Source organism: Cyanobium sp. N5-Cardenillas (assembly GCF_024345515.1).
Classification (GTDB): Bacteria; Cyanobacteriota; Cyanobacteriia; order PCC-6307; family Cyanobiaceae; genus Cyanobium.
Genome location: NZ_JAGQBG010000095.1, coordinates 1 through 11059, shown reverse-complemented (window position 1 = coordinate 11059; position 11059 = coordinate 1). Strand labels below are relative to the sequence as shown.

Here is an 11059-nt window from a genome sequence, read left to right as displayed (position 1 = left end):
GGCCCGTCCGCCCCAGCCCGGTCCCACCCCACCGCGCCCCGCCCCAGGCCGCACCCAGTGAGGGATCTCAGCCGGCGCCAGCCAGCCAGACAATCCTCACAGGCCGTTGCGCCTTGCTGAGATTCAGTCCAATGTGATCTATCGGCAACTTTGGCTGAGCTGGCCACCGACATAATGCAGCCGCAGATCAACGGCCTCACTCCCACTCCCGCGATGTCGCGCGATCAGGACCGCCTTCAACACGTCGATCTTTCGTCCCCGCAGGAGCCCCACGCGATGAGCCAGATCTCGCCCAGCAGCAACGGGATCGTCCCGAGCCAGTCGGCCCGGATCGAGGTGATCGGCGTTGGGGGAGGCGGCAGCAACGCGGTCAACCGGATGATCGCCACCGACCTCACCGGGGTGGGCTATCGGGTGCTCAACACCGACGCCCAGGCCCTGCTGCAGTCGGCTGCGGGCCAGCGCATACAGCTGGGCCAGAAACTCACCCGTGGTCTGGGGGCCGGTGGCAACCCGGTGATCGGCCAGAAGGCGGCCGAGGAATCCAGGGCCGACCTGCAGCAGTCGCTCGAGGGGGCCGATCTGGTCTTCATCGCCGCCGGCATGGGCGGCGGCACCGGCACCGGCGCGGCGCCGATCGTGGCGGAGGTGGCCAAGGAATGCGGCGCCCTCACCGTGGGCATCGTCACCAAACCCTTCGGCTTCGAGGGCCGCAAACGGCTGCGTCAGGCCGAGGAGGGCATCGCCCGCCTGGCTGAGCATGTCGACACGCTGATCATCATTCCCAACGACCGCCTGCGCGACGCCATCGCCGGGGCACCGCTCCAGGAGGCCTTCCGGGCCGCCGACGACGTGCTCCGCATGGGCGTGAAGGGCATCACCGACATCATCACCAGGCCTGGCCTGGTGAACGTCGACTTCGCCGACATCCGCTCGGTGATGGCCGATGCCGGCACCGCCCTGCTGGGCATCGGCGTGGGCTCGGGCCGTTCACGGGCCATCGAGGCCGCCCAGGCCGCCATGAGCAGCCCCCTGCTGGAGTCGGCCCGCATCGACGGCGCCAACGGCTGCGTCATCAACATCAGCGGCGGCAAGGACATGACCCTCGAGGACATGACCTCCGCGTCCGAGGTCATCTACGACGTGGTCGACCCCGACGCCAACATCATCGTCGGCGCCGTGGTGGACGAATCCCTCGAGGGGGAGATCCACGTGACGGTGATCGCCACGGGCTTCCAGAGCGGTGGCCACTACCGGCCGGAGCGCACCCCCACGGCGAGCTTCGCCGACAGCCTCACCCACACGCCCGAGGAACGTGGCGCCATGATCCCGCCGTTCCTGATCAATCGCCAGAACCGGGTCGACTGACACCCGGTTCGAAGAGGGTGACCCGGAATCCACGCCTGCCCTGAGCATCCCGTGTGGCTGCTCCCTTCCGGTCCTGACCAGATTTGGGCGTCAGAGCCGCGTGGGTCCGAGTCGGGAAGATGCTAGCAATGCCCCCTCCGCCCACCGTGCCGTGCCCCTGCGACCCGCTGATCTGACACGGCGCAAGCAGGGGGGTCTGCCGATCACCATGCTCACCGCCTGGGACGCCCTCTCCGCCGCCGTCGTGGCCGGCGCCGGGGTGGATGCGGTGCTGGTGGGCGACTCCCTGGCGATGGTGGTGCTGGGCCACGCCACCACCTTGCCGGTCACCCTCGAGGAGATGCTGCACCACTGCCGCGCCGCCGGCCGGGGGCTGGCGGCGGCGGCAGTGCTGCATCCGCCGCTGCTGATCTGCGACCTCCCCTTCCTCAGCTACCAGTGCGACGCCGATGCGGCGGTGGCGGCGGCGGGCCGGGTGCTGAAGGAAACGCCGGCGGTGGCGGTGAAGCTGGAGGGGGCCGAACCCGAGACCCTCGCGGTGATCGATCGGATGGTGCGCAGCGGCATTCCGGTGATGGGCCACCTCGGACTGACCCCCCAGTCGGTGCACCAGCTGGGCTACCGGCGCCAGGCGGGTGACCCGATCAGCCAGGAGCGGCTGCGGCGGCGGGCCCTGGCCCTGCAGGAGGCCGGCTGTTTCGCCCTCGTGGTCGAGCACGTTCCGGCGGAGCTGGCCAGCGCGCTGAGCGCAGCCCTGATGATTCCGGTGATCGGCATCGGTGCCGGTGACGGCTGCGACGGCCAGGTGCGGGTCACGGCCGATCTCCTGGGGCTCACCAGCCGCCAGCCCCCCTTCAGCCCCCCCCTGATGCAGGGCCGGGCCCTGGCGGTGGAGGTCCTGGGCCGCTGGGTCAGGGAGCAGACGCCGGCGGCGGCTCCTGCTCCTGCCACCAGGCCAGCAGCTCCCGCAGCACCCCCTTGCTGAGGGCCAGCCCCTGGGGATCCGACAGGCGCCAGCGGGGCCCCTCGACGCGCAGCAGGCCCCTCTGCTCGTAGGGGGCAAGCCGCTGCCGCAGCCGCTCCAGCTGGGACGGCTTGAGGCTTTCCTGGCGGGCCAGCCGTTCCAGGTTCACCCCCTCCCGGCAGCGCAGGCCCACCATCAGCCGTTCATCGAAGGGCATGCCCTCCCCGTCGTCAGCCGGTTCCTCCGTCCGGGCCGCCAGGGCCTCCGCGTAGCCGGCGCGGGTGCGGGGGTGGGCCCGCCGGCGGCCACGGGGGGCCGCGGTGGCGCCCATGCCGAAGCCCCACCAGCCCGCCCCGCTCCAGTAGACGCGGTTATGGCGCGAGGCGTGGCCCGGAAGGGCGTAGTTCGACACCTCGTAGTGGCCGTAGCCGGCGGCCGTCAGCCGGGCCCAGGTCAGGTCCATCAGGTCGGCGGCCAGATCCTCCGGCGGCAGGGCCAGCTCCCCCTGGGCCAGGCGCCGCTCGAAGACCGTGCCGGGCTCGATGCTCAGGTCGTACACCGACAGATGGGGGGGCTCCAGGGCCAGGGCTGCGCTGAGCTGGCCGTCCCAGTGGGCGACGTTCTGACTCGGCAGCCCCTGGATCAGGTCCAGGCTCCAGCTGGCCAGGTCGCCCCGCCGGTGGGCCAGGCCCAGCCAGCCGGCCGCCTCGCGCAGGTCGGCCCCGCGGTGGCGACGGCCCAGGTCGGCCAGCACGCCATCGTCGAAACTCTGGCCCCCCAGGCTGACCCGGGTGATGCCGGCGGCCAGGTAGCCCGCCAGGCGGGCCTGATCGAAGCTGGCCGGATCCAGTTCCAGGCTCAGCTCCGCCCCCGGCGCCAGGCCGAAGCGGCGGTCGAGGGCCTCCAGGATCCCCGCCACCTGGGCACTGCTGAGCATCGAGGGCGTGCCACCGCCCAGGTACACCGTCGCCAGCGGCGGGCCGCCGGGGGAGGCGGCGATCTCCTGGTGCAGCAGGTCCAGGTAGGCGGCGACCGAGCCGGAGGTGGCCCCGTCGGCCCTGTCCCCGAGGGGCACCACCGGGAAATCGCAGTAGAAGCAGCGCCGGTGGCAGAAGGGAATGTGGACGTAGGCGGATCGGGGATCCATCACGGGCGGTAATCCCTGGGACCCAAACGGCGGAAGATCGGCCAAGCTGCTTGCAAGACCTGCTGGGCGGCCAAGGCGTCGGGACTTCGAAGCATGGTGGACACCCTCATCTTGCTGCTGTTCCTGATCTCAGGGGCAGCCACCGGCTGGCTCGGAGTCGACCTTCTGCCGGAACAGCTGCTGGTGCAGGTCACCAATCCGGAAGGGCTGCGGACGGTGATGGGCGGGTTCGGCGCCTTCTTCGGGCTGATCGCGGGCATCTTCTTCCAGCAACTGCGCCGGCGCCTGATGGCCCAGGTGCGCAGCATGCCCACCGATCTGCTGATCAGCCGGGCCGTGGGCCTGATTCTCGGCCTGCTGGTAGCCAATCTGCTGCTGGCGCCGATCCTGCTGCTGCCCCTGCCCTGGGAGGTGGTGCTGGTGAAGCCCCTGGCGGCGGTGCTCAGCAACGTCTTCTTCGGAGTGTTGGGGTACAACCTGGCCGAGGTCCACGGCCGCACCCTGCTGCGGCTGTTCAACCCGGCCAGCACCGAGGCCCTGCTGGTGGCCGATGGCGTGCTGCTGCCCGCCAGCGCCAAGATCCTCGACACCAGCGTGATCATCGATGGCCGCATCCGGGGCCTGCTGGCCTCCGGCCTGCTGGAGGGTCAGGTGATCGTCGCCCAGGCCGTCATTGACGAACTCCAGGCTCTGGCCGACTCCTCCAACAGCGAAAAGCGCGCCAAGGGGCGGCGGGGCCTGAAGCTGCTCACCGAGCTGCGGGAGGACTACGGCCGCCGGCTGGTGGTCAACAGCACCCGCTACAGCGGCAACGGCGCCGACGACAAACTGCTCAAGCTCACCGCCGACACCGGCGGGACCCTGCTCACCGCCGACTTCAACCTGGCCCAGGTGGCCCAGGTGCAGGAGCTGAAGGTACTCAACCTCAGCGAACTGGTCATCGCCTTGCGGCCCGAAGTGCAGCCCGGCGACGGGCTGCAGCTCAAGATCGTGCGGGAGGGCAAGGAGGCCGACCAGGGCGTGGGTTACCTGGAGGACGGCACGATGGTGGTGGTGGAGGATGCCCGCCGCCGCATCGGCGAGCGCCTGCCCGTCACCGTCACCGGTGCCCTGCAGACGCCCACCGGCCGCATGGTGTTCGCCCGCTGCGACCGCAACCAGGATCGCCCCGGCGATCGGGGCAACGGCCGGGGGGTCGACAAGCCGGGTGGGAAACCCGTCGCCCTGCAGGAGCACCAGCCTCCTGGCCCCGGCTAGGCTCCTGCCTCAAGACTGCTGGTGAGCGCGGATGACGGTGTCGGCCCCCTACTACGGCGATTCCGCAGTGATGCGCACGCCGCCGCCGGATCTGCCGTCCCTGCTGCTCAAGGAGAGGATCGTCTATCTCGGCCTGCCCCTGTTCTCCGATGACGACGCCAAGCGTCAGATGGGCATTGATGTCACGGAGTTGATCATCGCCCAGCTGCTGTATCTGGAGTTCGACAATCCCGAGAAGCCGATCTTCTTCTACATCAACTCCACCGGCACCAGCTGGTACTCCGGCGACGCCATCGGTTTCGAGACCGAGGCCTTCGCCATCTGCGACACCCTCCGCTACGTGAAGCCGCCGGTGCACACCATCTGCATCGGCCAGGCCATGGGCACCGCCGCCATGATCCTCTCGGCCGGCACCAAGGGCCAGCGGGCCGCCCTGCCCCACGCCTCGATCGTGCTGCACCAGCCCCGTTCCGGCGCCCGCGGCCAGGCCAGCGACATCCAGATCCGGGCGAAGGAAGTGCTGCACAACAAGCACAGCATGCTGGAGATCCTCTCCGAGAACACCGGCAAGAGCGTCGAGGACCTCTCCCGCGACTCCGACCGGATGACCTACCTGACGGCGGAGGAGGCCAAGGCCTACGGCCTGATCGACCGGGTGCTCACCAGCCGCAAGGACCTGCCGACGGCCGCCCCAGTGGGCTGATGCCCGAGCTGGGCTGAGCCCACCGGAGGGCCCTCACCGACCCTCGCCAACACCGGCCCCCGGCCGACCCCCTCTCCTCCACCTCCTCTCTCCGGCTCCGAACGGGAGCCTTCCCGCCATGCCCATCGGCACCCCCAGCGTTCCCTACCGCCTCCCCGGCAGCCAGTACGAGCGCTGGGTCGACATCTACACCCGGCTGGGTGTGGAGCGGATCCTGTTCCTCGGCCAGGAGGTGACCGACGGCATCGCCAACAGCCTGGTGGCCCAGATGCTGTACCTCGACTCCGACGACAGCTCCAAGCCGATCTACCTGTACATCAACTCCCCGGGCGGCTCGGTGACCGCGGGACTGGCGATCTACGACACCATGCAATACGTCAAATCCGACGTGGTGACGATCTGCGTCGGGCTGGCGGCCTCCATGGGCGCCTTCCTGCTGGCGGCCGGCACCAAGGGCAAGCGGCTGGCCCTGCCCCACAGCCGGATCATGATCCACCAGCCCCTCGGTGGCACCAGCCAGCGCCAGGCCAGCGACATCGAAATCGAGGCGCGGGAGATCCTGCGCATCAAGGACATGCTCAACCAGTCCCTGGCCGGCATGTGCGGCCAGCCGCTGGAGAAAGTCACCAAGGACACCGACCGCGACTACTTCCTCAGCGCCGCCGAAGCCAAGGACTACGGCCTGATCGACCGGGTGATCGCCCACCCCTCGGAAGCGGCGGGCGGCTGAGGACGGTGCGGACGCACACCTAAAGTCTGCGTTTGCCCTGCCCGCCGCCCGGAATGGCCCAGCTCTTCTACGACTCCGACGCCGATCTCGGCCTGCTAACCGGCAAGACGGTGGCCATCATCGGCTACGGCTCCCAGGGCCATGCCCACGCCCTGAACCTCAAGGACAGCGGTGTCAACGTGGTGGTGGGCCTCTACGACGGCAGCCGCTCGGCCGCCAAGGCCCGGGCCGACGGCCTTGAGGTGCTGAGCGTCGCCGACGCCTGCGCCAAGGCCGACTGGATCATGGTGCTGCTCCCCGATGAGGCCCAGAAGGCCGTCTACGCCGCCGAGATCGCGCCCCACCTCAGCGCCGGCAAGGTGCTGAGCTTCGCCCACGGCTTCAACATCCGCTTCGGCCTGATCCAGCCGCCCGCCGACGTGGACGTGGTGATGATCGCCCCCAAGGGCCCCGGCCACACCGTGCGCTGGGAGTTCCAGAATGGCCAGGGCGTCCCCGCCCTGTTCGCCATCCAGCAGGACGCCTCCGGCAACGCCCGCGCCCTGGCGATGGCCTATGCCAAGGGGATCGGCGGCACCCGCGCTGGCATCCTCGAAACCAACTTCAAGGAAGAGACCGAAACCGACCTGTTCGGCGAGCAGGCCGTGCTTTGCGGCGGCCTCAGCGAGCTGGTCAAGGCCGGCTTCGAGACGCTGGTGGAAGCGGGCTACCAGCCCGAACTGGCCTACTTCGAGTGCCTGCACGAGGTGAAGCTGATCGTCGATCTGATGGTCAAGGGGGGCCTCACCGCCATGCGCGATTCGATCTCCAACACCGCCGAGTACGGTGACTATGTGAGCGGCCCGCGGCTGATCACCGCCGACACCAAGGCGGAGATGCGGCGCATCCTGGCCGACATCCAGGACGGCACCTTCGCCCGCAACTTCGTGGCCGAGTGCGAAGCGGGCAAGCCCGAGATGGCCAAGGCCCGCGAACGCGATGCTGCCCATCCGATTGAACAGGTGGGCAAGGGCCTGCGCTCCATGTTCAGCTGGCTCAAGGCCGCCTGAGCCCCAGCCCATGCACAGGCGCCTGCTGACCCTGGCCTGGAGCAGCAGCCAGGCCGGAGCCACCCTCGCCATCGGCGCCACCGCCTGGCTGCTCAGCGGCCTTACCCCTTCACCGCTGGTGAACGGGGTGTTGCCGGCCCTGGCCACCCTGCCGCTGCTGCTGCCCCTGCCCCAGCGGATCCGGCTCGGCTATCTGGTTCAGCTGCTCAGCCTGCTGCTGCTGCTGGCCGTGGCGGCCGGCCTGCTGGGCCGATCGGTGCTCGGGCCCCTGCTCGGCATCGCCCTGCTGGCGCTAGGCCTGCGCCTGGCCCAGGAGCCGCTGCAGCGCCAGCTCCATGGCCTCCGGGCCGTGCCGATCGGCGAGCTGCGGGCGGGCGCCGAAGCGGGCCGCCTGACGGGCAACCTGCTCACGGCCCTGCTGTTTCCCATCGGCAAGGCCCTGCTCCAGCTCGGCAGCGCCCTCCTGCTGCTGCTGCCCCTGGCGCCGCTGATCGGGGCCCTCCAGGCCGGCGGCTACCACCTGGATGAGGATGCCCAGGCGGCGGAGCCGGCCCCCTGGCGACTGGAGCCCGGCGCCGTGCTGCAGGGGCTCCTGTTCGGCGGCCTGTTCGCCCTGCTGCCCCTGTGGGTGCGCCAGGAGGCGGCTGGCAACTGCTTTGATTTCGGCCTGGTGCTGACGGCCTACGGCCTGGGCCGCACGGGTGCGGAAGCCTGGGGCCTGCGGTTGCCGCCATGGCTGCCCTACCTGCTGATGGCCGCCATGCTGTTGGCCACCCAGTTCGTCGGTGGCTGGGGGGCCGTCCTGCTGTTCGTGCCCTTCGGGCTGCTGGCGGCCGTGGCGGATGCCCGCCTGGCCGTCGGCGTGGATCCGGCCGGTGACCTGCAAGAGAACTGGAACCGCCTGGAGCGCTCCTCGGCCCTGGGGGGCCTGGTGGGAAGTCTGGGGATGGGTCTGATCGCCCAGGTGATCGGCCTGGCCGGCAGCCTGCCGCTTCAGCTGCTGGCCTTCCTGGGGGCCGGAGCCTTCCTGCCGCTGCTGCAACGTCGCCGCCGTTGAGCCCCGCCCTGCTCGTGCTGCTCGCCTGCGGGCTGGATCGGCTGGTGGGGGACCCCCTCTGGTGGCCCCACCCGGTGCAGGCCATGGGCTGGACCATCGCCGGGCTGCGCCGGGCCGTGGAAGCCTGGGCCGGCGACGCCCCCGGGCGCCTGCGCCTGGGCGGGACGCTTCTCACCCTGCTGGTGGTGGCTGGCAGCGGCCTGACGGGCTGGGGAATCGAGGCCCTCGCCAGGCACACCCCCCTGCTGGGCACCCCGCTGCTGGTGCTGGGCCTGGCCAGTGCCCTGGCGGGCGGCAGCCTGGAGCGGGCCGTGCGGGCCGTGCTGGAGGCGCTGCCCGACCTGCCCCCGGCCCGGGCGCGCCTGGCCTTGATCGTGGGCCGCCAGGTGAGCCAGCTGCCGGAGGCGGAGATCCTGCGGGCCGCCGCCGAAACCGCCGCCGAAAACGCCGTCGACGGCCTGTTCGCGCCGCTGTTCTGGATGCTGGCCGGGGCGGTGCTGCTGCAGCTGGGGCCGGCACCGCCTTCGTTGCATCTGCCGGGGCCCCTGGCCCTGGCCTGGAGCTTCAAGGCGGCCAGCACCCTCGATTCGATGCTCGGTTACCGCCACGGACGCCTGCGCTGGCTGGGCACCGCCGGCGCCCGCCTCGACGACCTGCTCACCTGGCTCCCCACCAGGCTGGTGGCCCTGAGCCTGCCCCTGGCGTCGGGCCGGCCCCGGCAGACCTTGCGGTGGCTGCGGGCGGCCCTGCGGGACGGCGCCCCCGACCCCTCGCCCAATGCCGGAGTCTCAGAAGCCGCCTTCGCCCACGCGGCCGGCGTGCGCCTGGGGGGGAGCAACACCTATGCCGACGGCGTTCGGACCAAGCCGATCCTGGCGGCCGCCGGACGGCCTCCCGATGCGAAGGCCGTGGAGCGGATTCTGGCCCTGGGGGATCGGCTGGAGCTGCTCTGGCTGCTGGTGGCGGTGCCGACCCTCTGGACTTTCAGCGCCGTTGGAGCCGTCCGGGCAGCAGGGGCGCTTCAATAGGCGCCGCGGTCGCGCGGGTCGAGCATCACGCTGATCGTGCGCAGGATGATGCGCAGGTCCATCAGCAGGTTGCGGCGGCGGGCGTAGCGCACGTCCAGCCGGACCCGTTCGGGGTAGCTGAGGTTGTTGCGGCCGGACACCTGCCACAGACCGGTCAGGCCGGGGCGGACGGCCAGCACCTCGTCCATGCGGTCGCCGTAGCGGACGAGCTCGCTTTTGACGATGGGACGCGGTCCGACCACACTCATCTCCCCCCGGAGCACATTCAGGAACTGGGGCAACTCATCGAGGCTGGAACGCCTCAGGAACTTGCCAAGCCGGGTGATGCGGGGATCGTTCTTGAGCTTGAAATCGTTGCGGAACTCTTCGTCGAGGTCGGGAGATTCGGCCAGGAGTTTGGAGAGCAACCGATCGGCATCCCGGCGCATGGTGCGGAACTTGATGCAACCGAAACTGCGGTAATCCCGGCCCACCCGCTGCTGGACGTAGAACACCGGACCGCGGGAGGTGACCTTCACCAGCAGAGCCAGGGCGAGCAGCACGGGAGACCCGAGGGTGAGCACCGTGAGGGAAAAGAGGATGTCGCCGCTTCGCTTGACGACGCGATCCCGTTTCGACTGGAAGGCAATCAGCTCTTCCGCGGTGAACACCTGCGCCGGAGCCGTCACGAGCTTGTGGGAGGCGTAGGGGGTCCCGATGGAAGAGAGCATGGGGGACGGCTTCGACAGATGAAGTTAAGGATCAGCCCGACCGGAACTCCATGGTGAAGGGCCACTCAGATCAGAGGCACAGGACGGCGGAGGCGGCGGCGATGCTGCTGCCAAAGCTTCTCCAGCAGCGTTTGCATGCGTTGGCGGAAGATCTCCGGCGCGAAGCCCTCCGCCCATTGCCGCTGCCCCTCGGCCGGCAGGGATCGCCACAGCCGCCCTGCCTCGAAGTACTCCAGCGCCGCCGCCAGGCTGGCCGGGCTCTGCTCAGGGAACAGCAGGCCGGTGGGGCCAGGCTCCCCCTCCCTGATGCAACGCACGCTGTCGAGCACCCCGCCCTGCCCGAAGGCGATCACCGGGGCTCCGGCGGCCATCGCCTCCACCGGCGCGATGCCGAAGTCCTCCATCCCGGCATAGACGTAGGCCCGCGCCCGCTCCAGCCAGGCGGCCGTCTCCGGATCCGACAGGCGACCGAGGAAACGGACCTGGGGCCCCGCCATCGCCTCCAGCCGCCGCCGCTCGGGGCCATCGCCGAGCACCACCAGGGGCAGCCCGGTGCGGTTGAAGGCCTCCACCACCACATCCACCCGTTTGTTGGGCACCAGCCGGCAGAGGCTGACGTAGACATCGTCACGGGGCCGGTCCCAGCGGAACCGCTCCACGGCCACTGGCGGATGCAGCACAAGGGCACGCCGTCGCCAGAAACTGCGGATCCGGCGGGCGGTGAACCGGGAGTTGGCCACAAGGGCATCCACCCGGGCGCTGCTGACCACATCCCATTGACGCAACTGGTGCAGTTGCAGCCGCACCAGGGGACCCAGCGGGCCGCGGGCCAGGGCGGAACGGGCCAGGTAGGGGTGCATCTGATCCCAGGCGTAACGGGCCGGGGTGTGCACATAACTGACGTGCAACTGGTCGGGTCCGGTGATCACCCCTTTGGCCACCAGATGGTTGCTGCTGATCACCAGGGGGTGGCCCGACAGGTCGAGTTGCTCGATCGCCAGGGGCAGCAGCGGCAGGTACTGCTGGACGTGGCTCACCCCCCAGGG

Annotated in this window: 11 protein-coding genes and 1 other RNA gene; 8 read left to right on the top strand and 4 right to left on the bottom strand. The window is 70.3% G+C overall.

Translation table 11 applies throughout. From position 1 onward, the window contains the following. The first annotated feature begins 276 nt into the window (after positions 1 to 276). Positions 277 to 1368: a cell division protein FtsZ gene (gene ftsZ / locus KBZ04_RS09050; RefSeq protein ID WP_254991626.1), complete on the top strand. Its 1092-nt coding sequence runs from the start codon at positions 277 to 279 to the stop codon at positions 1366 to 1368. 16 nt (positions 1369 to 1384) lie between these two features. Here the strand turns inward: ftsZ and ffs are convergent. Continuing rightward, positions 1385 to 1481, bottom strand: an RNA gene (gene ffs, locus KBZ04_RS09045) — signal recognition particle sRNA small type. Between the two features lie 44 nt (positions 1482 to 1525). Here ffs and panB point away from each other — a divergent pair. Continuing rightward, on the top strand, positions 1526 to 2353 hold the full coding sequence (gene panB / locus KBZ04_RS09040) for a 3-methyl-2-oxobutanoate hydroxymethyltransferase (protein ID WP_254991627.1): 828 nt from the start codon (positions 1526 to 1528) through the stop codon (positions 2351 to 2353). On the opposite strand, the gene hemW is transcribed toward panB, so the two are convergent. Then, complete coding sequence (hemW, locus tag KBZ04_RS09035) at positions 2280 to 3479, bottom strand: radical SAM family heme chaperone HemW (RefSeq protein WP_254991625.1); 1200 nt, start codon at positions 3477 to 3479, stop codon at positions 2280 to 2282. The two genes, panB and hemW, sit on opposite strands and share 74 nt — an antisense overlap. Before the next feature lie 93 nt (positions 3480 to 3572). On the opposite strand from hemW, the gene KBZ04_RS09030 reads away from it, so the two are divergent. The 6 genes from KBZ04_RS09030 (at position 3573) to cbiB (ending at position 9303) form a co-directional block, all read left to right on the top strand. Beyond that, entirely contained in the window at positions 3573 to 4736 is a 1164-nt protein-coding gene (locus KBZ04_RS09030) for a PIN/TRAM domain-containing protein (protein ID WP_254991624.1), read from the top strand. Between the two features lie 31 nt (positions 4737 to 4767). Then, on the top strand, positions 4768 to 5439 hold the full coding sequence (locus KBZ04_RS09025) for an ATP-dependent Clp protease proteolytic subunit (RefSeq protein ID WP_254991623.1): 672 nt from the start codon (positions 4768 to 4770) through the stop codon (positions 5437 to 5439). Positions 5440 to 5557: 118 nt separating this feature from the next. Continuing rightward, positions 5558 to 6169, top strand: a complete 612-nt coding sequence (locus tag KBZ04_RS09020; protein ID WP_254991622.1) for an ATP-dependent Clp protease proteolytic subunit — start codon at positions 5558 to 5560, stop codon at positions 6167 to 6169. A 53-nt stretch (positions 6170 to 6222) separates the two neighbouring features. After that, positions 6223 to 7218: a ketol-acid reductoisomerase gene (ilvC, locus tag KBZ04_RS09015; RefSeq protein ID WP_254991621.1), complete on the top strand. Its 996-nt coding sequence runs from the start codon at positions 6223 to 6225 to the stop codon at positions 7216 to 7218. Between the two features lie 10 nt (positions 7219 to 7228). Then, positions 7229 to 8275, top strand: coding sequence for a hypothetical protein (locus KBZ04_RS09010; RefSeq protein ID WP_254991620.1), 1047 nt, complete (start codon positions 7229 to 7231; stop codon positions 8273 to 8275). Further along, the gene (gene cbiB, locus KBZ04_RS09005) at positions 8272 to 9303 is read left to right on the top strand and encodes an adenosylcobinamide-phosphate synthase CbiB (protein ID WP_254991619.1); all 1032 of its coding nucleotides are present in this window, start codon (positions 8272 to 8274) and stop codon (positions 9301 to 9303) included. The genes KBZ04_RS09010 and cbiB overlap by 4 nt, the downstream gene beginning before the upstream one ends. On the opposite strand, the gene KBZ04_RS09000 is transcribed toward cbiB, so the two are convergent. Then, the gene (locus KBZ04_RS09000; RefSeq protein WP_254991618.1) at positions 9297 to 10013 is read right to left on the bottom strand and encodes a sugar transferase; all 717 of its coding nucleotides are present in this window, start codon (positions 10011 to 10013) and stop codon (positions 9297 to 9299) included. The genes cbiB and KBZ04_RS09000 overlap by 7 nt on opposite strands. Positions 10014 to 10078: 65 nt before the next feature. Then, on the bottom strand, positions 10079 to 11059 hold a 981-nt coding region (locus tag KBZ04_RS08995; protein ID WP_254991617.1), incomplete at its 5' end, for a glycosyltransferase.

Bases quoted from the DNA above. Each gene is read 5' to 3' on its own strand.
- KBZ04_RS09030 (WP_254991624.1), top strand. From the start codon at position 3,573: ATGGTGGACACCCTCATCTTGCTGCTGTTCCTGATCTCAGGGGCAGCC.
- hemW (WP_254991625.1), bottom strand. From the start codon at position 3,479: ATGGATCCCCGATCCGCCTACGTCCACATTCCCTTCTGCCACCGGCGC.
- KBZ04_RS09020 (WP_254991622.1), top strand. From the start codon at position 5,558: ATGCCCATCGGCACCCCCAGCGTTCCCTACCGCCTCCCCGGCAGCCAG.
- KBZ04_RS09000 (WP_254991618.1), bottom strand. From the start codon at position 10,013: ATGCTCTCTTCCATCGGGACCCCCTACGCCTCCCACAAGCTCGTGACG.
- KBZ04_RS09010 (WP_254991620.1), top strand. From the start codon at position 7,229: ATGCACAGGCGCCTGCTGACCCTGGCCTGGAGCAGCAGCCAGGCCGGA.
- ftsZ (WP_254991626.1), top strand. From the start codon at position 277: ATGAGCCAGATCTCGCCCAGCAGCAACGGGATCGTCCCGAGCCAGTCG.
- KBZ04_RS09025 (WP_254991623.1), top strand. From the start codon at position 4,768: ATGACGGTGTCGGCCCCCTACTACGGCGATTCCGCAGTGATGCGCACG.
- ilvC (WP_254991621.1), top strand. From the start codon at position 6,223: ATGGCCCAGCTCTTCTACGACTCCGACGCCGATCTCGGCCTGCTAACC.